The following is a 23,048-nucleotide window of genomic DNA, read 5'->3' as shown; positions in this document are numbered from 1 at the left end:
TCTGAGCCCATAATCATCGGGGCGGCCATGGGACGCGCCATGCGCCCCGCCCGAGGCCGTCGGCCCTCGGCGCGCCGGGCCTGGCGCCGGTCGTGGCGGTTCATGTAGGGATGCATGATTACGCGGCCTCCCTTTGCAGGTCCTGGATGCCGAAATAGACGTCCATGCAGCCGCGCACGTCCGCCAAGGCGCTATGCGCGTTCTCCAGCGGCTTGCCGGTGAAGAACAGCACCGCCTCGCTCAGGTTTGCCGTCTTGTAGTGGTGGCGATTGGCGGCCACCATCTTGGCGGTGGGCGGCAGTTTCAGGATGGGCGTGGCCAGGCGTGCGGTGCATTCGGCCGTGCCGGCCTTCCAGCGTTCCAGGTCGTGCTCCAGCTCGCCGGCGCGGTGCTGGGCGATGCGGATGATGCGGGCATCGAAGGACTCGTTGTGTGCGATGCGCTTGCGTCCGGCCCACATTTCCAGGAACAGGGACAGGGCCAGCGTCTCGGGCACGCCCACCGCCAGGGCGTACTCGGTGGTGATGCCGTGGACCTCGGTGACCTCATCGGGGATGATCCAGCCGTCCGGCCGGACGACCAGGTCCAGGCTGGCGACCGTCTCGCGCGAGTCCAGGTCGACCAGCGCCGCGGCCAGTTGCACAATGTGGGGCTGGCCGGGGTGTCCAGACGGCTCCTTGAACTGCGGCAGGCCGGTGGTTTCGGTGTCGTAGAAGAATCCCAGGTTTTGCATGTCGTGGTCCTTGTGTCAGGCGGCGGCGCGCAGCGCGGGCTGGGCGTTGGTGCCGTGGTCGATCCAGTGGCTGGTGAAAAGGTCGGTGGGGGCGGGCGGGGCGGATTTCAGGGTGCCCAGCACCAGGGCGGTGTCGAGTTCGCCGTCGGCGGCCAGAGTGTCGAGCAGCCCCAGCAGGTCGCCGCGGCCTGGCTGATCCAGGCAATCGAAGCGGTCCAGCAGCACGCAGCGCAGCCCGGACTGGGCGGCCAGCGCCAGCCCGATCAGGGCGTCGGTGCGCCAGCGCTCGGACTCGGACAGAAGCCGATAGGCGCGGCCGCCGTAGGTGATGGCCATGTCGCCGGCGATCGCCACCGCCGGCCAGTTGGCCAGGCTGGCCAGGTGAGCGAGACGGTCGTTCATCGGCTGCAGGGCTTCGGCCAGGATTTCGCCGGGGATGCCGTCGGGCGCCAGCGCGTCGCCGATCTTGGCCCAGGCCTGTACCTCACCGTGGTACTGCGCTGCGTTGGCGGTGCGCTGTTTCGCGCTGTCGGCGGCTTGCTTGGCGTTCAGCAGCGCCTGCACCCGCTCGTGCACTTCCTTGCGCTGCTCCTTGAGGGCGTTGAGTTGCGCGCGCACGGCTTCGACGTCGGCGGTGTCGATCGCCTCCGGAGCGTTCACGGCTTCCAAGCTGGCTGCGGCTTCTTGGGCGGCGGCGATATCGCGGCGGTCGTTTTCCACGCTGCGCGCCATCAGCTCGCGGGCATCGATGGCCTTGGGCAGCGCGCCCGCGGCTTCGGCGTCGCCGGGGGCGTCGAGCTTCCCGTACTGGACCTCGTAGCGCTCCAGCACTTCGAGGATCCGCATATCGAGCGGCCCGGGCAGCAGCAGGGTCACCTTCTCGCAGTTGTAGACGTCGTCCAGGCAGATGGCCAGTTCGTGCACCAGGCCCGTCCGCGGGCCGGCGCCAGCGCGCAGCTGGAGCGCTTCGACGTGCGCGACTGCCTTGCCATGCTCGGCAAGGTCGTATTCCAGCTTGCGGTTCAGCTCGGGCAGGCGCGCCGCCTTGGCCTGGCGCGCGGCCAGCTGATCGCGCGCCGCCGCGTAGGCCTCGGCCTTCTGCACCAGCTTGCCCAGCGATTGCGCCGTCGCCTCGATGCGTTCGTCCAGGCCGGCCAGCTCCGCGCCGGTGTTCTCGAGTGCCGCGCGGTCGAACGCGGGCTCGTCGGCCGCCCAGTCCTTGGCCTTGACCTCACCGTAGGCTTCTCCGGTGACGGTGCGCCAGGCACCCTTGGCCTGGGTGGCCTGGTCCTTGGCGTACTTTGAGCCCGCGGCGAACCCGGTACGCAGGATGGGCTTGATCTGGGTCACCAGCTCGGCGTTGCATGTCCGGGCCAGCAGGCGGGCGGCGATATCGTCGGGGCGGATCTTCGCGCCGGTCAGCGTGAACAGCAGGCTGCGCCGGTCGTTGGCCTCGGCCTGGGCGAAGCGTTCGGGCGCCAGGACGAAGGGCAGGGCCGGGCTGGTCGGCACCAGGTCCTGGCCATCCGCCACGCCCTTGGGCAGTGTCATCGACACGGCGCCGGCGTCCAGTTCCACGGTCACCGCGCCCAGCTTCGCGCCGTCGCTGACCAGCATGTCGTACTCTTTTTTCAGGCCGACCCGTTCCGGCGTGCCCTGCAGCGCCAGGCGGACGGCTTCGGCGACGGTCGACTTGCCGGCGCCATTCAGGCCCGACACCAGCGCGAGCGGGGTGGGCAACTGCAGGTCCACGGCGCGGGCGCCCTGGAAGTTCTCGACGGTGATACGGTTGATTCGCATGGTTGCTCCTCAGGAGATGGCAAGCAATTCACGGCCACCATCAGGGCGCATGGCCGTCACCACACCGCGCAGCTCGAGGGCTTCGAGAAGCGACGCGGCGCGGTTGTAGCCAATGCGCAGATGGCGCTGAACAAGGGAAATGGACGCGCGGCGGTTCTCGACCACCACGCGGCGGGCTTCTGCCAGCAGCGGGTCGTCGCCGTCGTCGTCGGTGTCGTCGGCGCGCAGGGCCGGGCCGGTGCTGGTGCGGAACATGTCCGCTTGGCGGTCGTCGACGTATTCGCCGCCCAGGGCGTCGACCAGGTCGGCCACCAGGCCGCGCAAGGTGGTCGCCATGAGGAAAAAATCAGCCTCGAATTCCTCGGCTTCCGTCTTGGCGGAGCGTTCGACGTCCATCTGCACGACGTCGGCGGGGACGATGCGTTTCAGCACCAGTTCGTCATCCAGCACGAACGAGATGCGGTCCTGCCACGTCAGGGCGAGGCGAGTGCACTGCATGCCGCTTTGGATGTGGTGGCGCACCTCCGCAGGGTCCAGGGGGCGATTGACGTACTGCACGGCGCCGGCGCCTTCGCCCGCCGCCCGCAGGTCCGCCAGCGTGTCAATGGTGAAGCCTTCCGGCGCCTCATCATCGGCGAGCCAGGCAGTCATCGCGCCGGCCGCCGCCGTGCGCACGGACAGGCGGTCAAGCGCGAAGTGGTCGATGCTCTCGCACAGCAGGGCGACCGCGGCGTCGCGCGGGCCGCTCGAGGCGCTGTCAATTCCCAGGCGGCCGGCGTAGGTGTCGATCCAGACCAGCACATCGTCCTGCTGCCGGAACGCCGCGGGCAGCATCTGGTCGATGACCCGTTCGCGGATCTCCTTGCGCTGCTTTTTGCCGGGCTTGTAGCCCTGGGCCTCCTCGACCTTCGCCGCAGCTTCTTGCACCTGCAGGTCGATCGCCTTGGTGGGCATCACGCGCGATTCGGTGCGTTGGCGCAGCAGCAGATGGCCCTGCACCTCGTGCACGAGCCCGTAGCCCTCGTGAACCGGCGCCCAGCCGGTGGACTCGGCCTGCAGGTCGGTCGTGGGCACGAATTGATGCTGCTCCAGCATGCCGACCAGCTGGGGCAGGGATACGGCCCACCCGCCGGGTAGGCTGTAGACCGAGAGGTTGCGGAACAAAGCCATGTCGGTCACCTGGCCTTATTCGGGCGCCTGGACGCTGCGGCGCCGCGTGCTGCCAGCGCGCTGGGCCTCGGACGTGAGAGACAGGCGGCGCGATTGGTACAGCTGGTGCAGCCGGGCTCGCTCGCCAAGGTCGTCTACGCCGTCGATCGAGTCGCTGGCCAAGTCCAGGACATCGATGGTCTTGGCGTATTGGATCTGGTGTTCCACCTTGGCCGGATCCAGGCCGCCGCCTTCGTTGCCAGCGTTGGGCAGTTCGGCTTGGCCCTGCTCGCTGGGATTGGCCTGCGGCTCGGACGAGGCCTTGGCGGCCGTAGCCGCGCGCGGCGCCGGATTACCGGCCTCGGCTTGCGCCTGCGCGGGAGCGGTGTCGACTTGCGCAGTCTGTTGTGCGTCCCGGCTTTCCACATCGGTGACGTCGGCGGGCGCGGCCGACGGCTGACGCTGCGCGGGCGCTGCATTGGCGCGCAGTTCGTCCACGTTCACGCTGATCGTGCCATCCGGGCCAGCCGTTGCCTCGATGATGTCCTGCGCTTCCTCGACCGTCTGCAGGCCCATCAGCAGTTCCGGTGCATAGAGCTTGCCGAAGAAGCTGGCCGTGCGGTAGCGAAGCATGACCTCGTCCATGGTCTGCCACTTGCTGCCAGTCTTGGTGTACCACCCCTCGCGCACCGCCATTTCAATCGACACGGCGGGCGATTCCAGGCGCTCGCCGGTTTCCTTCTCGATCGCCCAGGCTACGCAGACCTTGTCGACGATTTCGACCTTCTCGACCTTGCTGCGGCGTTCACCGGCTTCCCAGTAGGTCGACTTGTAGTCGATGGCCTTGGGGCCCAGGACCTTGATATCGAAGCGTAGCGGGGAGAACCTTCCGCAGCCGTTGACGGCCGCGATGATCCATTGCGAGGACCAGGACGGGCGGCCCTCGACGATGTAAAGGTTTTGCATGACCATGAGCGGGTCGGCGCCCATGCGCTGCGCCATGTTCAGCGCCACAACGGCGTTCGCAAGGGCGTTGGGGTTCTCGCGCGATTCCTTGACGTTGCCGTACTTGTCCAGCTTCTCGATGACCTTGCGGTATTGCGCCGGCACCAGGGTGCTGCTGGCCAGAAGGTTGGCGGCGCGCTGCATCAGCTCGAAGCTCTGCAAGCTGCCGAATCCGGGGGCGACGACAGGCATCTGAGCTTCGGGCGCCGCGCGCAGGCTCTGAACGGTGGTGGTCTGAGTCATAATCAGCGTCCTTGCTTGTGGCTGTTGCGGTAGTCGCGGTACTCCGCGGCGGTGGCGAGCGCGACGGTCTGGCGCTCCTCGGGCTTGGCGTCGCGGTGGTACTGCTCGACTTGGCTGACCAAGAACTGGGCGGGATCCCAGGCCAGGTGCTGGGTCACGACCGACTTGCCGGCCTGATCGGTGCGCCGGACGAACACGTCGCGGCTGACGGGGTGAAGGGACATGCGGGGCTCCTCTGGTTATCGGAAAAGGCAGGACGACCAGCGCGCGCAGTACTTGGGGCTGCACAGGACGCTGGAGGGGTTCGGGGGAAACAGGCCGGTGCGGAACATCGCCGCAGCGTGTTCGAGCAGGCCGGGCTTGTCGGGCTCGCCGACCATCACGCGGCGGGCGTCGAAAATGGGGCTCACGGCCGCGGCCGGCCGGCTGCTGGTGGACAGGGCGATGATTTGCGATCCGACCGTCGTGACCTTCTTGGTGGCCTCGTACATGAGCTGGTAGGTGCCCGTCTGTGCGGCGCGGCCCTGGGTCACTGCCTTGCCGTCGACCAGGACACGCGTGCCAGTCTTGACGTCGGGCACTACGATGCCGCCCTCGGTCGCGGCCACTCGGGCGCGGTCCATGGTGCCGGTCAGGCGCACGGTCATGCCGTTGCCGCAGTCGATATTGAGCGGGTCCAGCGTCGTCTCGACGTCGATGTACTCGAAGCGGGGCGCGATTTCGGCGCAGTACTTGACCAGCACCACCAGGGCGATGCGCTCGGCCTCGTCGATGGACAGGCCGTCCTGCGCCATGTCGACGTCCTGGGCAGGGTTGCGCAGCTCGTCCACCAGGACGCCGGCGGCATCGTCGGGCGTGCAGTCCGTGCCGTCCAGGCGGGCGCGGTCGAACGCGGCCGTGCCAGCATGCACGGCGGTGCCCAGCAGCGCGCGCACGCCGGCGGGCTTCTTCATGCCCAGGATGTGCGTGCCTTCCCAAGCGTGAGCGCAGTCGAACAGGCGGCCCCAGCTGGAGGCGCGGACAGTGAAAATCTTGGGTTCCATGTCAGCAGCTCCGTTCAGCGAGAGGCGTGGCGCTCGGCACCGGCCTGATGGTGGCGCTGGGCGTCGAGTGTCGGGCCCAGCACGCCGGTCATGGCGGCCAGGAAGATCACGCCGCCGACGATGCCGGCTGCGTAGGAAGCCGCGTCCAGGTCGCGGCCCGTGCGGCGCGCGCGGCGCCAGACGATGCGGAGGCGGCGGATCATGCTTCCCTCGCGTAGTCGGTGTCGGGCACGATCACGACATCGCCGTGGATGGGGCGCGGCTCGCCGCGCGCAGCCTGGTACAGATGGGACGCCGCGGCGTTGACCGGCAGGCCCTTGGCGTCGGCCGACTGGTCGATGAGCATGGCGTGCTGGCGCTGGCCGAGGCTGACTATCTCGAGGGCGTCGGCGCCGATGAGCTGGCGGACGTCGATCAGCGCGTGCGGGCCGTGCAATTCGGTGTCCGTGCCGTCGGCGCGGACCAGCTTGCGGGTGGGCTTCATTGGCGGGGCTCCAGGGGCAGGCGCTGCCCTGCGCGGATCTGGCGGCTGGGCAGGCAGGTAAAGACGGTGGTGATGTTTCGGGGGAAGATCGCGCGGACGCGCTCGCATTCCGCAGCGGTTTCGAACCGCTCGATGCGCATGACCGGCGGGCGGTCGTGGCCCGCCGGGAGGAAGGCGAACAGCACCCAGATGGTGGCGGCGCTCATTGGCGGGCCTCGCGTGCGAGGCGGCAGACTTCGCCGGCGCGGCCGGCCTGCTGTTCGGTGAACATGCCGAAATGGCAGATGGACGGCGAAATGGTCAAAGCGCGCGCGAGCCAGGCATAGGCGGCGCTCTGCTTGCCTGCATACCGTTCGCCGACCAGCGCCAGGAAATCGGCCTTGGCGACCTTGCGCGCCTGGATAGTTGCCTTGGTGGCCATGATGCCCAGCGGCAGATCCGTGTCAGGGTGCAGGCCGACGTAGGCCTGGCACTGCGCGCACCGGTAGACATAAGGCCACGCGCCAAAGGACTGCCCGCCGTAGATGTCACGGTTGTTGGTCAGCTTCACCGGGCCGCCGCAGCAGTGGCACGCCTTGGGCGGTTCGATGCGATCGCGCACGCGCGCCAACGCGCGGCGGGAAACGTAGGGAAGGGGGGCGGGCGCGGTCAGCTGGGTCTTGCTCCGGCTGCGCGGGTCGACGCCAAGGACTTGGATCGTCATACGGTCGGGCTCCAGGGATCGGTGCGGCGCAGGACGGCCGCGATGAAGTCGATCCCGCGCGCCATGACATAGGCGACGGGAACGAGGATCAGGGCGCCGGTCACGGTTGCACCCCGCGGGCCAGGATCTGGCGGGCGCGCTTGACCAGTTCGGCCTGCAGCTGCTCAACGCCCTCGGCGCCGGCGCGCTGATCGAAGGGCCACTTGCTGATCGCCGCCAGCACCACGCCGCCGGCGGCCTTCGCGGCCAGGTCGCACTGAAACGTCTCCGCCCACCACTCCAAGGACTCGCCGAAGGCGGTAGCGGCGCGGCCGGCGAACAGGTCGCAGAGGACGCTGAGAACGTCGGCGTCGGAGAGCGTCGGCGGCGCAAGGTGGACCAGCGAGTAGCTGTCGGCGTTTGCCGCCTGGCTGATGGCGGCGGGGGCCGCGTGCGTGGAAAGCATGGCTTCCTCTCGTCTTTGATGACCCACAAATGGGTCGACGGAAGGAAATTTACAGACCAAAAACGGGTTAGTCAACCCACAAATGGGTCGCGATGGAAAAAAAATGGCCGCCTGGGGCGGCCCGCGTTGGTTCGTTTACTTGATGATGTAGGTGACGGATGCTGGACTGGCTGATCGGATCTCGAGCTTGTGACCGCCCCATTCCACTGGCGCTGGCCAAGGCGGGCGCACAACGAGGTCGGCTGCGTTCGGAGGAAGGGACTCGGTTCTTCCGGCCGTGGAATGAGTCGTTACGGCGGAGCCGTAGGCCTGATTTCCGACCGTATAAGCCGACGCGGTCGTCACAGACATCGCCGTGCGGTTCATGGTTGTCTCGTTTGAAACAACGTCGATAGTGACCACCCTTAGAACCACTGCGCCATCTTCGCGCAAGCCCTGATAGAAGATCGACCGCGAGCCCTTATCCACCTTACGTCCAAACACGTCGGCATTGCCGAAGGCATTGGGCAAATCGCCCGTGCGCGTCTCACGAAGCATTACCGTCGAGAGGTCGGCTGTAAGTTCGGTGCCGGTCGGCTGTTGAACGGAGGAATATGTCTTCGGGGAGGCGCAGCCGACGAGCACGCTGACGGCGGCGAACGAACACACTACTAGATAAAGTCTGTTCATGTTTCGATCAAATTTGTTTCAAGGGGGACAAATTTTTTTCCCCAGACGACGAATTGGGAGCCGCATACTGCGCGCCCATTCGACCAAACGAGTCGGATGTTAGGACGAACTAGCCCTTTTGGCAGGGGGACTTTTGATAGCAGGCTGCTGCACTTGCAGGTACTTCCTGGCGTCCGCAAGGAGCAACGCCCGGTAAACGTCGTCCAGCTGGTTGAACAGCGCCAGCAGTTCGGAGTCTGCTGCGCTCAGCGACGCCATTCCCGAGTCGGCCGTCGGCGAACTCCCGGCGAGGCGAGGTTTATGCACCGCCGAGACGTCAGGGATCAAGAATTGCCAAGCCTCTAGGCCAAATGCGCGCGCGACCTCCTCGACGTTGTCGATGCCGGCACTGATTTCCGCGTTGCGCATGCGCCCTATGGTCGACTTCGTGACGCGTCGAGACAGCCGGCTTTCCAACGTCACGTTGGAAAGGCCAGCCTCGGTCATGAGTCGGTCAAGGTTTGCGCCGACAACCTCCGCAGCTGATTTTTTACCCATAAATGGAACTATGCCAAGGCTCGCAACCATTATGCGGGTTGACGCCAACCCAAATATGGGTTGAAAATGCGGCGCATGAACGAGCCCACATTTCTTTCATCTGTCCTCGCGCGCCTGAGCGCTGTTCGATTTCCCGACCTTCCCGCTGTTGCGGAAGGGTCTGGTGTGCCGGAAAGCACGGTGCGAAAGCTGCGCTACGGAGAGGTGAAAAATCCCCGCGTGCAGACCGTCCAGGCGCTTCACGACTATTTCGAGCGGAAGGCCGCATCGGCCAAGGCCGAACCGGCCGGCGTAGATGGGCCCGCCGGAGATGGCGGCGCCACCCTGGCCGAGGGGGTGGAGCATGCGTGACGCCCACATCCGCGCCAAGGCGGTCGAGTTCGCGCTGCACCTCGCGGTAACGCGCCGCGCCGGGGAAAACACGCCAATCCGCGCGCGCGACGTCCTCAAGGACGCGCAGGCTTTCCTAGGCTTTTTGCAGGGGCGGCGACCGACGCGGCGGAGGCTGTCCGCCTTTGTGAGCCGAAATAGGCAAGATGCCCGGCATGGGGACGAGCCTACTTGGCGCGACATGGTCGAAATGGCTACTTCCCGTCTGGCGCAGGAAAACCGGGAAAGCCAGCGAGCCATTTGTCCTGAACGCTGCGCAGCCCAACAAAATAGTCGTCCGGGGCGGGCATCGACATGACCATGTCCTCGAATCGTCCGAGGTCGTGCTGGAACTGCGCGGCGAATGCTTTCGCGTATTCCTCTGGCAGCACAGCCACCATCGCGCGCAATGCGATCGTCAAAGCGTCGACGCGCCCCTCTACGGCCGATAGTTCTCGTGCCGGTTTTTCCATGGTCAGTTCCTTCCAAAATGAATTGCTCAGTGGGTGGGCAAATCATAGTCGGAGGGAGCTGGCCGCCAAGATTCGTCATGGGGGAGTCCATGGATGACGCAACCGGAGGCGCGACCCCGGCGCCGCTCTTCGAAGTCGTGGCGCCTTCGGGCCACACGTTCCGCATCTGGTCGAACGGCCAGGCCGAGGGCTTCCCCGAGGGTTCGATGCTGACCAACGGTCTGGCGCCGAGGCTCGCGTACACGCTGGGCATGGTGACACGCCTGAGAAATGGCGGCCGGTTCGCGGAACATGTGGCCGAACAGATCCTCGACGCATGGGATGACCCCGAGGCCGCGCTAACTCGCCCGGTCGGTCGTCCCGACGCCCCGGTCCAGCTCGGGCCGAACGACGCCGCGCTGGCGCTCGATCGCACTGTCGCGGAGGTAGTTTTCGGCATCCCCGCGGAATCCCTCGAAACCTGGCCCTTCCCGTTGCCGCGGTTCTCCACCGATCGGCATGTCGCGGGTACGGCGCTGTTGCACGTACAGACGTTGCCGGATGGGCCTGCCCGCGTACAGCAGGCGCTCGCCGACGAGCTGGACCAGTGGCTGCCGCCTGGCGACCGCTCCCATTTCGCCATTCTGACGGTGCTGACTGCCGCCGCGATGTGCCGCGCAGCTATCAGCGCGGCTCGTGAATGCGCTGCCGTGAGTGCTGCGCCCGCACCGAACGTTCCTTTTCCGCCTTCCCCTTGAGCTGACTGCATGCCGGCATTGTGCCCGCCGCAGCGCGCCAGGCCCAGCCGAGCAATATCCGATAGGTAACCCATGAGCAACCCGACCCTGCATACCCTGGAATCCCGCCCCGCCGAAACTTCCGCCGGTGGCAAGTGCACCGAACGGCTGGACGTGCCTTGCACCAGTGACCTCTACGACGCGATCGCGGCCCTGGCCACGATGAGCGGCAAGACCAAGGCCGAGTACGCGCGCGCCGTGCTGGAGCAGCATGCTTTCGGCGCGATCGGGTACGTGCGCGCACGCGCCAACACGGTCGCATGACGCCATGGCCAAGTCGAGAATCAACCATTTCGGCGTCTTTTCTGGGTCGGGCATCGGCGCGGCCGGCATGCAGGACGCAAAGCCCGCCATCCCTGGCCTCGAGGGCGAGATGGTCTGCCTGGGCGGGATCGACGTGGATCCGGCCGGCGCGGCAGACTTCGAGAAATTCACGGGCGTGCGCTGCACGGTGCGCGACATGTTCAGCCGCCACCAGTACATCTCGTTTCACGGCCATGAGCCGCCGGCAGGTTGGGTCGAGGCCATGCCGGCGGACGTCCGCGCCGCTGCGGGCGGGCACCGGCCGCACATCCTTTTCCTGTCGGCGCCGTGCAAAGGCTTTTCGGGGCTGCTGTCTCACGCGCGCAGCCTCACGGCCAAGTATCAGGCGCTGAACGAACTGACGCTGCGCGGCATCTGGCTGTGCCTGGAGGCCTGGAAGGACGACCCGGTCGAGGTCATCCTGTTCGAGAACGTGCCGCGAATTGCCACGCGCGGCCGCCACTTCCTCGATCAGATCGTCCAGCTGCTGCGCCACTATGGCTATGTCGTGCGCGAAACCGCCCACGACTGCGGCGAGCTGGGCGGCCTGGCCCAAAGCCGCAAGCGCTTCTTGCTGATCGCGCGCCACGCCGAGAAGGTGCCGGCGTTCATCTACGAGCCGCCGAAGCGGCCGCTGCGCGCCGTGGGCGAGATCCTGGGCCGCATGCACCTGCCGGGGGACCTGCGCGCAGGGCCGATGCATCGCATTCCGAACCTGAGCTGGAAAACGTGGGTGCGGCTGGCGTTCGTCGAAGCCGGCAGCGACTGGCGCAGCTTGAGCCGCCTGGCCGTGCAGGACGGCTACCTGCGCGATTACCTGCTGGTGCCGGAGATGCACCGCGGTGCCCTCGGGGTGCATTCGATGCAGGACAGCGCCGGCGTGGTGGCCGGTCGCAGTTATCCGCTGAATGGCGCCTTCTCCGTGGCGGATCCTCGTTTCGATCCGTCGGCGGCGTGGAAGGACGGCCAGGCCTACGGCGTGCGCCGCTGGGACGCCTCGACCGGTGCGATCGCCGGCCAGCAGGGTCCGGGGCAGGGCGCCTACAGTGTTGCCGACCCGCGCCACCGCGGCCCGGCCAAGCACAGCAACGAATTTCGCATCGTCCGCTACGACGACGCCGCGCGCGCGGTCACCGGTGCCCACGGTACCGGCCAGTGCGTGGCGGATCCGCGCACCGGCTGGCCCGAGTCGGCCCGCGGCAGCAAGCTGGCCATCACGGCCTACGAGGACCACGCAAAGACTGTCACCGGCGCGCGCTTCGGCAGCGGTGGCCTCTGCGTCGCGGATCCCCGCGGTGGCGCTGATGCGAGCAAGCTGCACGGGAAGTTCCACACGGCGGACTGGGCGGAACACTCCCATGCTGTGATCGCCGGCTATGCCAATGGCGCATTCGCCGTGGCGGACCCGCGGCCCGGCCTGGCCCGCGAGCGTGGCGATCACTACCTGACCGCAGGGCATTACGGCGTGGCCGCCTGGGACAAGCACGTCGGCGCCGTCTCGGCGTCGGCGTGCCATGACAACGGCCGATGGACTGTCGCCGATCCGCGAAATTTCGAAAATTCGCAACTTTCGCTGCCCGCGGCCAACGACAAGCTGGTGTGCCGCATCATCGCCGAGGACGGCACCTGGCACCGGCCGTTCACCACGCTCGAGCTGGCGGCCCTACAGAGCATCTACGACCCCGACGACTACGCCGAGGCCGAGGAGCGCGGCGAGGTGTTCCAGATGGACGGCACTTCCGACAGCGCCCACCGGGAGCGCATCGGCAACGCGGTGCCGCGTAAGGCGGCCAAGGCCATGGCCGAGGAAATCGGCCGGGCCATCCTGCTGTCGCGCGCCGGCGAGTCGTTCCAACTGTCGAGTACCCCCATCTGGGTGCGGCCGATTGCGACGGCGCTGGCCGTGCGCGGCGGGGAGGGCGCATGACTCTGTCGATCATCCAACCGAAGCGCCCCAAAGGGGCTGGCTGGGCGCAGGTGCCCCGCAACGCCATCCCGGCGCAGATCCTGGCATTTGGCTTTCCCATTGCCGCCTGGTTGCATGAGGCCAGCGGCCTTTATGTGCTGTCCGCCGTCGAGGTGGCTGTCCCCGAACCCGGCGAGCCCGCACTGGGGCCCGAATACCACCTGAGTGTCAGTCTCAGCGGGGAGCGTTGCTCCGCCGCGGATGCAGCCTGGGTGCTGGACGAGTTCGATCTGATCGACGCGAATGAGGACAACCATGTTCCTTCCGGCCGCGTGCGCAATTTCTGGCGGCCTGTCGCTGATCGCTGGGCGGGCTACGAGTGTCCGTGTCAGGAGAACGAGCCGGCCATGCGCGAGGACAAGGGCGATTTCGTCTGGCGCGGGGTGACGACATGACCTGGTCAGAGCATGCCATCGCCCGTGCGCTGGTGCGGCAGACGTTCAACCGCAAATACCTGGTGGTGGTGCCGAATTGCAATTGGACCGGGCACGAATGCGACCTGCTGGTGGTGACGGAGAACCTGCGCATCATCGACGTCGAAATCAAGATCAGCCGGGCCGACTTGAAAGCTGACGCCAAGAAGGAAAAGTGGTGGCATCGGGAACACCTCGGCTACTGGCCCACCGTGTCGGAGCTGCGCCACAACCCCCGCATGAACGAGTTGCGCCTGGAACGAGAGTACCGGAGCGCCCGCTACAAAAGCACGCCCAAGGATTGGCCGCGCAAGGTCTGGAAGCACTACTACGCGCTGCCCAAGGAGATCTGGCACCCGGATCTGCTCGCGGCGCTTCCGAGCCGCCAGAGCGGCGTCCTGCTGCTGGACCGCGAGGGCTATCCACGGCCGGTTGGCGCCGCCATGCGCGTCGAGTGCATCCGACGCGCCCAACCGAATCGCGACGCGCCGCCGATCAGCCCGGCCGCCGCCGTCGATATCGCGCGCCTGGCGAGCCTGCGCATGTGGGAGGCCTACGCGCGTCTTGAAAAGACAGACCCGGAGGGGCCATGACTGAGTTGCAGTTGCCTGAGCCCCTGACCCCGCCAGATTGCGACCTGCGGGATTTCGCCTTTATGCCCTTGGACGTCGCACGCCTGCGCGATAGCGACCTGGCGATCCAAATTGAAGCCGAGGAATTCCGCGCGGCGGTCCTGCTGTGGTGCGCGTCGTGGCATCAGGTGCCGGCGGCGAGCCTGCCGGACGATGACAAAGCCCTGGCGGCCCTGGCCGGCTACGGGCGCGTCCTCGCCGAATGGCGCAAGCACCGCGACGGCGCGCTGTACGGCTGGGTTCGGTGCAGTGATGGGCGTCTGTACCACCCCGTCGTGGCTGAAAAGGCGCGCGACGCCTGGCAGGCCAAGCACAAGCATGCGCACGACAAGTTGGTGGACCGCGTCCGGAAAGCCAACAAGCTGCGTGAGCAGCAGCACCTCCCGCCGTGGGTCGTTCCGTCGCTTGAGGACTGGATTGCCGCCGGCTTTCCGCTGGAAGCTGATCTTTTTCCGTCGGAAATCTCCACTAATTCCGGCGGAAAGGGCCGGAAGAATCAAAAGCAATCCGGCGGAAATCCTTCGGAAAACGCTCTTAAGGGACAGGGACAGGGAGAAGGAAATAAAAAAGATATAGCGGCAGCGGCGTCTATCGCGCGCGACCGCGACCCTGTGGACAATTCGCCGCCGCCGTCGGAAGCCATCTGGCTTGCCGCCCAGGAAGAATGCGCCGCTGGCTATGCCAAGCTGCTGAACAGCCTGGAGAAGGTCCGGGGCAAGACCGCCAAGTTCGTCAGTTCAGACCCGCGACTGGTCGCCTGGGAAAAGCAGGGCGTGACGAGGGCGCAACTGGTCGAGGCCTACCACCTGGCCGTGGCTGACCGGGAGAAAAGCAGCGACGCGGGGCCGGTCAATTCAGGCTTTGTCGACGTGTTCCTGGTCAAGGTCCTGCACCCCGGCACCTCAGCCAGCGGCGTTGGCGGAGGGGGCGCACCTGCAAAGGGCGTAGACCCCCTCGGCTGGGCGTTGACCGCTTCGGGCATCGAGGCCCAGGGGGCCAAGCTGGGCGTCCAGCAGTTGCCCGGGGAGCAGTTTCCCGACTTCAAAACGAGGGTGCACGCCGCGGCTGGTCTCTCCGAAGCTGACCGTGCCAGGTTGCTGGCGGATTACGGAGTTCGGGTATGACCGCCACCACCGCCGTGCAATGCGTTGCGTGCCAGCTGTTCTCGTTGCGAGACGCACCGAGATATGCCGACCTGGGCCTGGGCCGCTGCACCGCCATGACGGACCGCCCGGGGACCTTCGTCAGCCCCACCTATCCCCGCACCTGCGGAACCCATCAACCGGCGCCGAGCGGCAAGACCGCCGCGCGTATCGAATGGCTGCGCGACCTGCGCAGCGAGGGAGCCTGATGACCATCCAATCCCACACCCTGGTGCTGCCGTACCCGATCAGCGCGAACCGCTACTGGGCCAGCCGCACCGTTACGGCGCGCGGCGGCAGGTCGTTCACCAGCACCTACGTCACGCCCGAGGCGAAGGCCTACAAGGCGCAGGTGCTGGCGTTGGCACGCAAGGCCGGCGTCGCCCAGCCGATCGCCGGCCGCGTCAAGGTCGAATTCACCCTGTTCCCGAACCGTCCGCAGGACTGGCAAAAGCGCATGCGCAAGGATGGCACCGCGTGGGACGACACTGTGCAGTGCCTGGACCTGGACAACGCCCAGAAAGTCGTCCTGGACAGCCTCAAGGACGTGGTTTTCGAGGACGACCGCTGGGTGCGCGAGATCCACGCGCGGCGCGCAGAACCGGACGAGCATGGCGCGCGCCTGGTGGCGGTCGTCACGCCGCTGCACACCTACGACCCGCAGTCTGTGCTGTTCGGCCTGGAGACTGCCGCATGAAGATCAGCGATCGCAACCTGGAAATCACTCGCCGGCGCGAGGCTGGTGAACCGAGCGCCGAGCTGGCGCGCGCCTACGGCATATCGCCCGAACGCGTGTGGCAGATCGTCACCACGGTTCAGCGCCACCAGCGTGGCGAGCCGCCCAAGCAGCGCCGGCGATACCCGGTCAGCACCGCGGCGCCGACGCGGTCCGTGGTGCGCCCGCGGCTTCGCCTTTGGCCCGATCGCCCGGCCGGCTCGGAGTGGTACGAGTGCGTCAGCGCCGGCCGCATGGGGGTGGGAGCCACGAAGCTGGAAGCCTATGCGCGCTGGCAATCTGCTGGGCCCGTCGCCACCAGCACCACCGACGCCAGCACCCCAACCCACACGGCCGCCAGCGTTCCGGTGGTGCGGCAGCCGGACCCGACACCGGCGCAACCAGCGCTCACACCAGTTCATGCCAGCCAGGTGCGGGTGGTGCCAGGCGTTGCCAAGCGCGAGCCGCTGCGCATGGCCGCCAGGCTGGGCCTGAACGCTGATCGCATCGCCGCGGCCCAGCCGCGGCTGCAGTCGCTGCATGGCGCTGGCCGTGGGCCGAATGGGAGCTTTCATGGCCAGGAATGAACACAGCCTCGAGTTTGGGCCGCTTCGGCGTCTGGACAACGGGTGCTTCGCTATGACGGGATCGCTGACGGCTCCCGGCGGCACAGGTCGGTATAGCCAGACGGTGGAATGCGGTTCCCAGATGGCCAGCGCTCGATCGCCAGAGGAAATTGCCTCCCTGATGCGCCAGCGCCTGACGGCATGGTCAGTGGAAGTACTTGGGGGCTTGGATTGAAAGATTTTCACGGAACGCCGATACAGGAGCGCACAGTGTCCGAACCGCTTTTCAAGGGTGCCCACCAGGCGCTCACCTACGCCTTCAACTACTCCGCTGGCACCCTGGACCGGCCGGCCATGGTGAAGATGGCTGATCGCACGCCGCGCACCGGCCGCGGCCTGGCCGGCGTCGATGGCGCGGCGCAGGCCGGATTCATCCTGCGCGAGCTGCAGGCGCTGGCGCCGCTGCACCAGCGCATCCTCGAGGCCCGGTTTCTGCCGCAGACGACGCCATGCCCGTGCTGCCGTAGCAGCGTGTGGGACCAGGACTGGTTCGCCGCGGTGCGCGCGGTGTCCGACGGCGTCATGGCCAGCGGCATCCTGTCCGGGCACATCGTGCACCGCGCCGTCCGCGACGGCATCGTCGCCCGCTACTTCGCCGCCAAGGCCAACCGCAGCCGGGTCATGCTGTCCGACCTGGCCGTGCACGCCGGCATCAGCGATCGCACCGTCACGGATCAGAACGGAAAAATCACCATCTGGCTGCGCGGATCGCGCGTAGTGCGCAAGGGCGCCGGCGTGGTCGAGGAAGGGAAGAAGGGCGAGGAGGCCCGCGCCATGGACCTGGCTGAATCCCTGCTGCGCGGTGCGGGCCTTGTCGGCGAATAGGATCTGAGATAGCGTTTTGCCAGCTCCCCAAGATCTTGGTTGCTTATGACATTCAACCCGTGGATTGTCCGCCCGCTTCCGTCAAAAGCGGAGGAGAAAAAAGAACGCGCGCGTCGACGAAAAATAGAGCGCGAAGAACAGCGAATGGCCTATGAACTCAGGGCCTACAAAAATCAGGATCGGCGGGATACGAGCCATGATGCGCGTGCAGAGAGGCTATCGCGCGAGAACATTGAAAATCTGGAGACTATCCTCGCAGCCCTGCGGGGTCGAGCCTTTAGGGCATGGTATGAGGCAACGACTGGCGAGCCCGTGTCGGACTTCTTGGAGGAGGTACTGCTTTCGCCTGAGGAGTTTGAAACGCGCTACACCCGCTTATCGTGGCACCGGGACTATCAAAACTGGCTGGAGTCTCGGATTGAGCGAGTGGCCAACGACAACCCATGGAAGAATCCAGAAAAGGTCGGGCATTGGGCGAGGGCAATTCAGGAATGCTCAGAGCCGAAGGAACGGAGACGACTGCTGATGCGGCTCGCGACGCCGGCGTGGGCAGATCGCAAAAAGATCAGGATGATCTATGACGAACGGGATCGAATCGAACTCGAAACCGGCATTCCGCACGACGTCGATCACGTCGTGCCGTTGGTCAACCCGCTGGTGTGTGGGCTTCATTGCGAAGCCAATCTGCGGATCGTGCCCGCGGTCTTGAACCGGAGCAAGTCCAACAAGTTCGACCCGGACCTTTCTCACGATGCTTGACAAAAAAGTGAGCAATCCGCAAAATCGGCCTCATTCTGTCACTGGTCATCAGTGCGCGTAGAAACCCCGCCGGGAGTCCGAGCGGGGTTTTTTTCATGAGAGTGCTTGAGCAAGCTTGAAGCAGGCGACCCCTGTAGCACCGATGGCGAGGAGGACTGGCACAACGATTTCGAGCACAGTCCACGAGACGCGTAGCATGTTGCGGAACGTCCGTACCGCGAGCCAAGCTGTGCTTAACCGACTGATCCTAAACCACGCCGATCCGTCGCGTGCATAGGTCACTTTGACCGGATGACCGTCTATTTGGCCATCGTCACCTGACCAGCCGATCGCCACATTTCCAGTTCGCCACGTTGTAAAGGAGTATCTGCCGATGAGGCCCGGGCGAGCCGATGGCGCTGGGGGTTGCGAAATGTTGAAGATAACGCGCGGCAATATCTTTCTGCGCTCTCGATGCTTGAATGCGTTTTCTATTGTGGTCATTGCTAGCTTTTGATAGATCTCCGTTCCCTGCTTCTTCCATTCGGAGGCAAGCTTTCGTATCGCTGGATCGTGCCAATAGCGAAGTACAAGGTAGAGCAAAGCGATCAATGTGCCCGACCAGACACGGCTCGGATCTAGCCCGTTGAGGTCGAGCCCTAGAAATTTGCTGCCGTTCAGTGGAATCTCGAGGAAGGCGACAGCAAGCACACCCGTGCTGAACACCATCAAATTGCGCCTTGTCTTCCCTAATTCGTCCGACACGTTGTGCTCCTGGCTTGGAAACTGCCAATATTATTACGATCCGTAACATCGCCCGTTTGAAATCACCATGACCTCATCGAAGTCCAAAGCGCCCAAGCCGGCGCGGAAGTCGCCTGCGCGCTCGAAACGCACGCTGTCGACCGCCGCCCGCCGCGTGGTGTCCGCGGATAGCCCGCTGACGCCCCAGCAGCGCCGGTTTGTGGACGAGTTCGCCGCGGGTGGCTTCCAGAACCAGACCAAGGCCTACGAGGCGGCCTACCGGGCGCGCGGTGCTGCGGCCATCAGCGGCGCGTCGCGCTTGTTGAACCAGGCTAACGTCGCGGCGGCGGTGCAGGCTCTGCGCGACAAGCTGTCGGCGAAGCTGGAAGTCACCGCCCAGCGCGTCCTCGAGGAATGGGTGGCCATGGGCTTCTACGACGCGGCGGACCTGGTGGTGACGGACGAGAATGGCGTGGTGCGCGATATCACGAGCCCGAAGGATCTGCGGTTGCTGCCCGAGCGCGTCCGCCGCTGCATCGTGGGCTGGAGCTGGGACCGCAACAGCAATTTCACGCTCAAGCTGGCGGCCAAGACCCCGAATCTGGAGCTGATCGCGCGCCACCTGGGCATGTTCGTGGAGCGCAAGGAGCTGCGACTGGGCGACCTGGACAAGAAGTCCGACGCCGAGCTGGATGCCGCCATCGCGCAGGCCGCCCAGGAAATCGCCCAGGCCGAAGGTATCCCGGTGGAAAAGGTACTTGCCCAGCTGCGCGCGGGCGGCGCTGGCGCCGGGACCACGATGCACTGATGTCCAATCCGCGCGTGATGCTGGCCAGGGCGCTGCAGGAGCGTGCCTGGCGCGCCAAGCGCAACCGGTTGAAGTACTACCGGCCGTACGAGAAGCAGAGGGAGTTCCACGCACAAGGCGCCGCATACCGCGAGCGCCTTTTTTCTGCCGGTAACCAGCTGGGCAAGACGTTCTCGGGCGCCTACGAGACGGCCATGCACCTGACCGGGCGCTACCCGGAATGGTGGGAAGGCAAGGTTTTCCAGAAGCCCACGGCGGGATGGGCGGCCTCGGTGTCGTCGGCGCTGACGCGCGACGGCATGCAGCGCCTGCTGCTGGGCCGGCCTGGCGTCGACAGTGAACGCGGGACCGGCGCCATCCCCGGCGACGCCATCAAGGAGGTGGCGCCGCTGGCCGGCGTGCCGGGCGCGGTGTCCATGATTGTGGTGCGCCATGGTGGTGGCGGCGACGTCCAGGCCGGCGAGAGCGTGCTGGGCTTTCGCAACTACGAGCAGGGCCGGGAGAAGTTCCAGGCCGAAACCCTGGATTTCGTCTGGCTGGATGAGGAGCCGCCGCACGACATCTACATGGAGGCGATCACCCGCACCAACACGACGTTGGGCCCGGTGTACCTGACCTTCACGCCCCTGATGGGCATGTCGGCGACCGTCAAGCGGTTCCTGATCGACAAGCACGCCGGCACCGTGGTGGTGTTCATGGGCATCTACGATGCCGAGCACTACACCCGCGAGCAGGCCGACGCGATCCTGGCCAGCTACCCGGACCACGAGCGCGAGGCGCGCGCCTACGGCAAGCCGGTGCTGGGCTCCGGCGCGGTGTTCCCGGTGCCGGAATCCAGCATCGTGGTGCCGCCGTTCAACATCCCTGACAGCTGGCCGCGCATCTGCGGCCTGGATCTGGGATGGGACCACCCGACGGCGGCGGCCTGGCTGGCGCACAACCAGGACGCCGACATCGTCTACGTGTACGACGTCTACGCGGCCAAGAAGCAACCGGTTTCCGTGCACGCCAGCGCCATCAAGGGCCGCGGCAGCTGGATCCCGGTGGCCTGGCCGCACGACGCCCTGCAGGCGCAGAAGGACACCGGCACGCCCATGCGGGACGCCTACCTGGCCGAGGGCGTGTCCATGCTGCCGGAGCGCACGCAGTTCGAGGATGGCTCGAATGGCGTCGAGGCCGGCATCCAGATCATGCTCAACCGCATGGTCACCGGCCGATTCAAGGTTTTTTCTCACCTGGAACTCTGGCTTGCCGAGTACCGCACCTACCACCGCAAGGACGGCGCGATCGTGAAGATCGATGACGACGTCATCTCCGCATCGCGCTACGGCGTGATGTCCCTCCGCTACGCGGTCAACAACGCACCGATCAACTTCAAACGACACCGGGAAAACTGGCGCGCATGAACACTTCCGTAACCGGCTTCCGCCTCCTCGATGGCAGCGAAAGCGCGACCGCGCACGCCCGCGATCAGGCGCCGGCCGACGCCGGCGCGCTGTCCGTGTCCCAGCTCGAGCGCTGGCTGGACGAGATCCGCAACCAGCCTACCTGGCGCCGCGAGGCGGACAAGGCCTGTGACTACTACGACGGCAACCAGCTGGACGCCGAGACGCTGGCCCGCCTGGAAGCGAAAGGCCTGGGGCCGCTGGTCACCAACCTGATCCAGCCGACCGTCAACGCCGTGCTGGGCATGGAGGCCAAGACTCGCACCGACTGGCGCGTTGGTGGCGATGACGACCAGTACCAGGACGTGGCCGAGGCCCTGTCGGCCAAGATGCACGAGACCGAGCGCGAGGCCCAGGCGGATACCGCCACGTCGGACGCCTACGCCAGCCAGATCAAGGCCGGTTTCGGGGTGGTGGAGGTGTCGCGCAACAGCAACCCCTTCAACTACCCCTACCGCGTCACCAGCGTTCCCCGCTCCGAGATCTACTGGGACTGGCGAAGCCGCGCCCTGGACTGGAGCGATGCCCGCTACGTGGTGCGCAAGAAGCGCTACGACGCCGACCACATCGCCGCGTTTTTCCCCCAGCACCGGGAGATGATCCTGGCCGCGGCCGGCTGGCGGGACTGGGCGGACTACCTGACGACCGAAGCCCGCATGTCGGCGGACTTCTTCAATGACATCGGGCAGGGCACGCGCACCACCTGGGACGACCTGGACTGGCGCGACATCGAGCGCAGGGTGGTGACGTGCTTCGAAGTCTGGTATCGGGTCTGGGTGCGGGGCCTGGTGCTGGCGCTGCCCGGCGGGCGCACCCTGGAATTCAACGAGCAGAACCAGGTGCACCGCGCGCTGGTCGCCGCCGGCGCCGTCCAGCCCAAGCTCGCCGTCTACGACAAGATTCGCTGCGCCTTCCATATCGGCCCGATCCGGGTTCAGGACCGCGCCACGAACCGCCGGCGCTTCCCGTACATCCCGTTCTTCGGCTACCGCGAGGATCTGACGGGCGTGCCCTACGGGATCATCCGGGCCATGCTGTCCCCGCAGGACGAGGTGAACGCCCGCGCGGCGCGCATGATGTGGCTGATGAACAGCCGGCGCACCTTCATCGACTCGGATGCCCTGGACGAGAAATACAACACGATGAGCGACGTAAGCCGAGAGATCGGCCAATCGGACGCCTTCGTCGTGACGAACCCGAAGGCGCTGCGCGTGGGTGCAAATATCAAGGTCGAATCGAATTTCGACCTGTCCCAGCAGCAGTTCCAGGTCATGCAGGAGCGCAAGCAAGCCATCCAGGAGGCGGCCGGCGTGTACGCAGCCATGATGGGCCAGCAATCCAATGCCAGCTCCGGCCTGGCCATCCAGTCGCTGGTGGAGCAGGGCGTCACCACGCTGGCCAAGATCAACGACAACTACCGGGTCGCGCGCCGCGGCGTCGGCAATGCGCTGCTGGACCTCATCAAAGAGGACATGACCGACCAGGCCGAGATCCTGGTGGACAACGGCACGGTCAAGCGCAAGGTGGTGGTCAACATCCCGCGCAAGGACCCGGTCACGGGCCAGGCCTACAAGGAGAACGACGTGCAGACGGCGCCGGTCAAGGTGGCGCTGTCCGACGTCCCCAGCACCCCGACCTACCGCGCCCAGCAGTTCGCGGCCTTCTCGGAAATCCTCAAGTCCATGCCGCCCAACATGCAGGCGCTGCTGATCCCCTTCGCGCTGGAAATGTCCGACTTCGGCAAGCGCAAGGAAATGGCGGCGTTCCTGCGGGCCCAACTGGGGATCCAGGCCGACCCGAATTCACCCGAGGCCCAGGCCGCCAAGCAGCAGGCCGATCAGGCCGCGCAGGCCCAGATGCAGACCGCCATGCAGGATGCCCAGTCGAAGATCGCCGAGCGCGAGGCCAAGACGCAGAAGCTGCTGGCCGAGGCCGAGCGCATCCGCGCCGAGGCGGCCGGCGCTGGCGACACCGATACGGTGGGCCAGGTGGACGGCGCGCTGGCGCGCTACGAGGAAGAGGTGCAGAAGCTTCGCCAGCAGCTGGCCGATCGCACCACCGAATGGCAGACCCGCCTGCAGCAGACCGAGATGCACGAGGAGGCAGAGACGGTGCGCGCGCGCATTCGCGCCGAAGCGCAGACCGGCGGCGCCCAGCTGCAGGAGCGGTTCCAGCAGCTGACGGACGAGGTCGACCAGGTGCTGGCGCGCCTAGGCACCCGCCAAGCCACGGCCGCGTAGCGCGCCGACACAGATTCCCCGC

The 23,048-nt window shown here is 66.4% G+C and carries 30 protein-coding genes; 15 read left to right on the top strand and 15 right to left on the bottom strand.

All coding sequences use genetic code 11. From position 1 onward, the window contains the following. Window positions 1–118: 118 nt before the first annotated feature. From AT699_RS17465 to AT699_RS17405, 13 genes are all read right to left on the bottom strand, one after another. Window positions 119–733, bottom strand: coding sequence for a 3'-5' exonuclease (locus tag AT699_RS17465; RefSeq protein ID WP_024069299.1), 615 nt, complete (start codon window positions 731–733; stop codon window positions 119–121). 15 nt (window positions 734–748) lie between these two features. Then, the gene (locus AT699_RS17460) at window positions 749–2,533 is read right to left on the bottom strand and encodes an AAA family ATPase (RefSeq protein WP_024069298.1); all 1,785 of its coding nucleotides are present in this window, start codon (window positions 2,531–2,533) and stop codon (window positions 749–751) included. 9 nt (window positions 2,534–2,542) lie between these two features. Then, the gene (rdgC, locus tag AT699_RS32210) at window positions 2,543–3,703 is read right to left on the bottom strand and encodes a recombination-associated protein RdgC (RefSeq protein WP_155523072.1); all 1,161 of its coding nucleotides are present in this window, start codon (window positions 3,701–3,703) and stop codon (window positions 2,543–2,545) included. A gap of 15 nt (window positions 3,704–3,718) precedes the next feature. Further along, complete coding sequence (locus AT699_RS17450; protein WP_058207378.1) at window positions 3,719–4,930, bottom strand: hypothetical protein; 1,212 nt, start codon at window positions 4,928–4,930, stop codon at window positions 3,719–3,721. Between the two features lie 2 nt (window positions 4,931–4,932). After that, window positions 4,933–5,154 (bottom strand): hypothetical protein, encoded by a 222-nt coding sequence (locus tag AT699_RS17445; RefSeq protein WP_024069295.1) that lies wholly within the window; start codon window positions 5,152–5,154, stop codon window positions 4,933–4,935. A gap of 15 nt (window positions 5,155–5,169) precedes the next feature. After that, on the bottom strand, window positions 5,170–5,973 hold the full coding sequence (locus tag AT699_RS17440; RefSeq protein WP_024069294.1) for a RecB family exonuclease: 804 nt from the start codon (window positions 5,971–5,973) through the stop codon (window positions 5,170–5,172). A 14-nt stretch (window positions 5,974–5,987) separates the two neighbouring features. Further along, window positions 5,988–6,176 carry a hypothetical protein gene (locus AT699_RS17435; protein ID WP_024069293.1) on the bottom strand — a complete coding sequence of 63 codons (189 nt, stop codon included), beginning with the start codon at window positions 6,174–6,176 and terminating at the stop codon, window positions 5,988–5,990. Continuing rightward, window positions 6,173–6,457, bottom strand: coding sequence for a DUF3846 domain-containing protein (locus AT699_RS17430; protein WP_024069292.1), 285 nt, complete (start codon window positions 6,455–6,457; stop codon window positions 6,173–6,175). Before AT699_RS17430 ends, AT699_RS17435 begins: the two co-directional genes overlap by 4 nt. Continuing rightward, entirely contained in the window at window positions 6,454–6,663 is a 210-nt protein-coding gene (locus AT699_RS17425) for a hypothetical protein (protein ID WP_024069291.1), read from the bottom strand. The genes AT699_RS17430 and AT699_RS17425 overlap by 4 nt, the downstream gene beginning before the upstream one ends. Beyond that, window positions 6,660–7,160, bottom strand: a complete 501-nt coding sequence (locus AT699_RS17420; RefSeq protein ID WP_024069290.1) for a zinc-finger-containing protein — start codon at window positions 7,158–7,160, stop codon at window positions 6,660–6,662. The genes AT699_RS17425 and AT699_RS17420 overlap by 4 nt, the downstream gene beginning before the upstream one ends. A gap of 100 nt (window positions 7,161–7,260) precedes the next feature. Continuing rightward, window positions 7,261–7,605 (bottom strand): hypothetical protein, encoded by a 345-nt coding sequence (locus AT699_RS17415; protein ID WP_024069289.1) that lies wholly within the window; start codon window positions 7,603–7,605, stop codon window positions 7,261–7,263. A gap of 135 nt (window positions 7,606–7,740) precedes the next feature. Beyond that, on the bottom strand, window positions 7,741–8,274 hold the full coding sequence (locus AT699_RS17410) for a hypothetical protein (RefSeq protein WP_058207377.1): 534 nt from the start codon (window positions 8,272–8,274) through the stop codon (window positions 7,741–7,743). A gap of 99 nt (window positions 8,275–8,373) precedes the next feature. Continuing rightward, window positions 8,374–8,760 (bottom strand): hypothetical protein, encoded by a 387-nt coding sequence (locus AT699_RS17405; RefSeq protein ID WP_058207376.1) that lies wholly within the window; start codon window positions 8,758–8,760, stop codon window positions 8,374–8,376. 126 nt (window positions 8,761–8,886) lie between these two features. On the opposite strand from AT699_RS17405, the gene AT699_RS31585 reads away from it, so the two are divergent. Further along, window positions 8,887–9,162, top strand: coding sequence for a hypothetical protein (locus tag AT699_RS31585; RefSeq protein WP_155523071.1), 276 nt, complete (start codon window positions 8,887–8,889; stop codon window positions 9,160–9,162). A 233-nt stretch (window positions 9,163–9,395) separates the two neighbouring features. Here the strand turns inward: AT699_RS31585 and AT699_RS17395 are convergent, their stop codons facing one another. Next, window positions 9,396–9,653, bottom strand: a complete 258-nt coding sequence (locus AT699_RS17395; protein ID WP_049052403.1) for a hypothetical protein — start codon at window positions 9,651–9,653, stop codon at window positions 9,396–9,398. An 89-nt stretch (window positions 9,654–9,742) separates the two neighbouring features. Between AT699_RS17395 and AT699_RS17390 the strand changes: the two genes are divergently transcribed. The 11 genes from AT699_RS17390 to AT699_RS17340 all read left to right on the top strand — a co-directional run bounded on the left by AT699_RS17390 (window position 9,743) and on the right by AT699_RS17340 (window position 17,810). Beyond that, the gene (locus AT699_RS17390) at window positions 9,743–10,390 is read left to right on the top strand and encodes a hypothetical protein (RefSeq protein ID WP_155523070.1); all 648 of its coding nucleotides are present in this window, start codon (window positions 9,743–9,745) and stop codon (window positions 10,388–10,390) included. A 72-nt stretch (window positions 10,391–10,462) separates the two neighbouring features. Continuing rightward, window positions 10,463–10,693 (top strand): hypothetical protein, encoded by a 231-nt coding sequence (locus tag AT699_RS17385; RefSeq protein WP_024069287.1) that lies wholly within the window; start codon window positions 10,463–10,465, stop codon window positions 10,691–10,693. A gap of 4 nt (window positions 10,694–10,697) precedes the next feature. Next, window positions 10,698–12,659: a DNA cytosine methyltransferase gene (locus AT699_RS17380; RefSeq protein ID WP_024069286.1), complete on the top strand. Its 1,962-nt coding sequence runs from the start codon at window positions 10,698–10,700 to the stop codon at window positions 12,657–12,659. Then, on the top strand, window positions 12,656–13,093 hold the full coding sequence (locus AT699_RS17375; RefSeq protein ID WP_058207373.1) for a hypothetical protein: 438 nt from the start codon (window positions 12,656–12,658) through the stop codon (window positions 13,091–13,093). The genes AT699_RS17380 and AT699_RS17375 overlap by 4 nt, the downstream gene beginning before the upstream one ends. After that, window positions 13,090–13,704 carry a hypothetical protein gene (locus tag AT699_RS17370; protein ID WP_024069284.1) on the top strand — a complete coding sequence of 205 codons (615 nt, stop codon included), beginning with the start codon at window positions 13,090–13,092 and terminating at the stop codon, window positions 13,702–13,704. Before AT699_RS17375 ends, AT699_RS17370 begins: the two co-directional genes overlap by 4 nt. Continuing rightward, a complete protein-coding gene (locus tag AT699_RS17365; protein ID WP_054432419.1) occupies window positions 13,701–14,867 on the top strand; it encodes a DUF1376 domain-containing protein in 1,167 nt (388 codons plus the stop codon). Before AT699_RS17370 ends, AT699_RS17365 begins: the two co-directional genes overlap by 4 nt. Beyond that, window positions 14,864–15,094, top strand: a complete 231-nt coding sequence (locus AT699_RS17360; RefSeq protein ID WP_024069282.1) for a hypothetical protein — start codon at window positions 14,864–14,866, stop codon at window positions 15,092–15,094. Before AT699_RS17365 ends, AT699_RS17360 begins: the two co-directional genes overlap by 4 nt. Beyond that, window positions 15,094–15,582, top strand: coding sequence for a RusA family crossover junction endodeoxyribonuclease (locus AT699_RS17355; protein WP_024069281.1), 489 nt, complete (start codon window positions 15,094–15,096; stop codon window positions 15,580–15,582). Before AT699_RS17360 ends, AT699_RS17355 begins: the two co-directional genes overlap by 1 nt. Further along, window positions 15,579–16,187: a hypothetical protein gene (locus tag AT699_RS17350; protein ID WP_058207372.1), complete on the top strand. Its 609-nt coding sequence runs from the start codon at window positions 15,579–15,581 to the stop codon at window positions 16,185–16,187. Before AT699_RS17355 ends, AT699_RS17350 begins: the two co-directional genes overlap by 4 nt. A gap of 249 nt (window positions 16,188–16,436) precedes the next feature. Next, window positions 16,437–17,051, top strand: a complete 615-nt coding sequence (locus tag AT699_RS17345) for a hypothetical protein (RefSeq protein WP_024069279.1) — start codon at window positions 16,437–16,439, stop codon at window positions 17,049–17,051. A gap of 45 nt (window positions 17,052–17,096) precedes the next feature. Further along, on the top strand, window positions 17,097–17,810 hold the full coding sequence (locus AT699_RS17340) for a hypothetical protein (RefSeq protein WP_145964688.1): 714 nt from the start codon (window positions 17,097–17,099) through the stop codon (window positions 17,808–17,810). 93 nt (window positions 17,811–17,903) lie between these two features. Here the strand turns inward: AT699_RS17340 and AT699_RS31580 are convergent, their stop codons facing one another. After that, complete coding sequence (locus AT699_RS31580; protein WP_155523069.1) at window positions 17,904–18,554, bottom strand: hypothetical protein; 651 nt, start codon at window positions 18,552–18,554, stop codon at window positions 17,904–17,906. A gap of 67 nt (window positions 18,555–18,621) precedes the next feature. Between AT699_RS31580 and AT699_RS17335 the strand changes: the two genes are divergently transcribed. The 3 genes from AT699_RS17335 to AT699_RS17325 are packed head-to-tail and all read left to right on the top strand — an operon-like array spanning window position 18,622 to window position 23,026. Beyond that, window positions 18,622–19,341: a terminase small subunit gene (locus AT699_RS17335; protein ID WP_024069277.1), complete on the top strand. Its 720-nt coding sequence runs from the start codon at window positions 18,622–18,624 to the stop codon at window positions 19,339–19,341. Next, window positions 19,341–20,747, top strand: coding sequence for a terminase large subunit domain-containing protein (locus tag AT699_RS17330; RefSeq protein ID WP_024069276.1), 1,407 nt, complete (start codon window positions 19,341–19,343; stop codon window positions 20,745–20,747). The genes AT699_RS17335 and AT699_RS17330 overlap by 1 nt, the downstream gene beginning before the upstream one ends. After that, the gene (locus tag AT699_RS17325; RefSeq protein WP_024069275.1) at window positions 20,744–23,026 is read left to right on the top strand and encodes a portal protein; all 2,283 of its coding nucleotides are present in this window, start codon (window positions 20,744–20,746) and stop codon (window positions 23,024–23,026) included. Before AT699_RS17330 ends, AT699_RS17325 begins: the two co-directional genes overlap by 4 nt. Window positions 23,027–23,048 lie beyond the last annotated feature (22 nt).

Source organism: Achromobacter xylosoxidans, assembly GCF_001457475.1.
GTDB classification, from domain to species: Bacteria; Pseudomonadota; Gammaproteobacteria; order Burkholderiales; family Burkholderiaceae_B; genus Achromobacter; species Achromobacter xylosoxidans.
The sequence above is the reverse complement of the archived record's forward strand: the minus strand, read 5'-3'. Positions and strand labels throughout refer to the sequence as shown.

Bases quoted from the DNA above. Each gene is read 5' to 3' on its own strand.
- AT699_RS17465 (WP_024069299.1), bottom strand. From the start codon at position 733: ATGCAAAACCTGGGATTCTTCTACGACACCGAAACCACCGGCCTGCCG.
- AT699_RS17460 (WP_024069298.1), bottom strand. From the start codon at position 2,533: ATGCGAATCAACCGTATCACCGTCGAGAACTTCCAGGGCGCCCGCGCC.
- rdgC (WP_155523072.1), bottom strand. From the start codon at position 3,703: ATGGCTTTGTTCCGCAACCTCTCGGTCTACAGCCTACCCGGCGGGTGG.
- AT699_RS17450 (WP_058207378.1), bottom strand. From the start codon at position 4,930: ATGACTCAGACCACCACCGTTCAGAGCCTGCGCGCGGCGCCCGAAGCT.
- AT699_RS17445 (WP_024069295.1), bottom strand. From the start codon at position 5,154: ATGTCCCTTCACCCCGTCAGCCGCGACGTGTTCGTCCGGCGCACCGAT.
- AT699_RS17440 (WP_024069294.1), bottom strand. From the start codon at position 5,973: ATGGAACCCAAGATTTTCACTGTCCGCGCCTCCAGCTGGGGCCGCCTG.
- AT699_RS17435 (WP_024069293.1), bottom strand. From the start codon at position 6,176: ATGATCCGCCGCCTCCGCATCGTCTGGCGCCGCGCGCGCCGCACGGGC.
- AT699_RS17430 (WP_024069292.1), bottom strand. From the start codon at position 6,457: ATGAAGCCCACCCGCAAGCTGGTCCGCGCCGACGGCACGGACACCGAA.
- AT699_RS17425 (WP_024069291.1), bottom strand. From the start codon at position 6,663: ATGAGCGCCGCCACCATCTGGGTGCTGTTCGCCTTCCTCCCGGCGGGC.
- AT699_RS17420 (WP_024069290.1), bottom strand. From the start codon at position 7,160: ATGACGATCCAAGTCCTTGGCGTCGACCCGCGCAGCCGGAGCAAGACC.
- AT699_RS17415 (WP_024069289.1), bottom strand. From the start codon at position 7,605: ATGCTTTCCACGCACGCGGCCCCCGCCGCCATCAGCCAGGCGGCAAAC.
- AT699_RS17410 (WP_058207377.1), bottom strand. From the start codon at position 8,274: ATGAACAGACTTTATCTAGTAGTGTGTTCGTTCGCCGCCGTCAGCGTG.
- AT699_RS17405 (WP_058207376.1), bottom strand. From the start codon at position 8,760: ATGACCGAGGCTGGCCTTTCCAACGTGACGTTGGAAAGCCGGCTGTCT.
- AT699_RS31585 (WP_155523071.1), top strand. From the start codon at position 8,887: ATGAACGAGCCCACATTTCTTTCATCTGTCCTCGCGCGCCTGAGCGCT.
- AT699_RS17395 (WP_049052403.1), bottom strand. From the start codon at position 9,653: ATGGAAAAACCGGCACGAGAACTATCGGCCGTAGAGGGGCGCGTCGAC.
- AT699_RS17390 (WP_155523070.1), top strand. From the start codon at position 9,743: ATGGATGACGCAACCGGAGGCGCGACCCCGGCGCCGCTCTTCGAAGTC.
- AT699_RS17385 (WP_024069287.1), top strand. From the start codon at position 10,463: ATGAGCAACCCGACCCTGCATACCCTGGAATCCCGCCCCGCCGAAACT.
- AT699_RS17380 (WP_024069286.1), top strand. From the start codon at position 10,698: ATGGCCAAGTCGAGAATCAACCATTTCGGCGTCTTTTCTGGGTCGGGC.
- AT699_RS17375 (WP_058207373.1), top strand. From the start codon at position 12,656: ATGACTCTGTCGATCATCCAACCGAAGCGCCCCAAAGGGGCTGGCTGG.
- AT699_RS17370 (WP_024069284.1), top strand. From the start codon at position 13,090: ATGACCTGGTCAGAGCATGCCATCGCCCGTGCGCTGGTGCGGCAGACG.
- AT699_RS17365 (WP_054432419.1), top strand. From the start codon at position 13,701: ATGACTGAGTTGCAGTTGCCTGAGCCCCTGACCCCGCCAGATTGCGAC.
- AT699_RS17360 (WP_024069282.1), top strand. From the start codon at position 14,864: ATGACCGCCACCACCGCCGTGCAATGCGTTGCGTGCCAGCTGTTCTCG.
- AT699_RS17355 (WP_024069281.1), top strand. From the start codon at position 15,094: ATGACCATCCAATCCCACACCCTGGTGCTGCCGTACCCGATCAGCGCG.
- AT699_RS17350 (WP_058207372.1), top strand. From the start codon at position 15,579: ATGAAGATCAGCGATCGCAACCTGGAAATCACTCGCCGGCGCGAGGCT.
- AT699_RS17340 (WP_145964688.1), top strand. From the start codon at position 17,097: ATGACATTCAACCCGTGGATTGTCCGCCCGCTTCCGTCAAAAGCGGAG.
- AT699_RS17335 (WP_024069277.1), top strand. From the start codon at position 18,622: ATGACCTCATCGAAGTCCAAAGCGCCCAAGCCGGCGCGGAAGTCGCCT.
- AT699_RS17330 (WP_024069276.1), top strand. From the start codon at position 19,341: ATGTCCAATCCGCGCGTGATGCTGGCCAGGGCGCTGCAGGAGCGTGCC.
- AT699_RS17325 (WP_024069275.1), top strand. From the start codon at position 20,744: ATGAACACTTCCGTAACCGGCTTCCGCCTCCTCGATGGCAGCGAAAGC.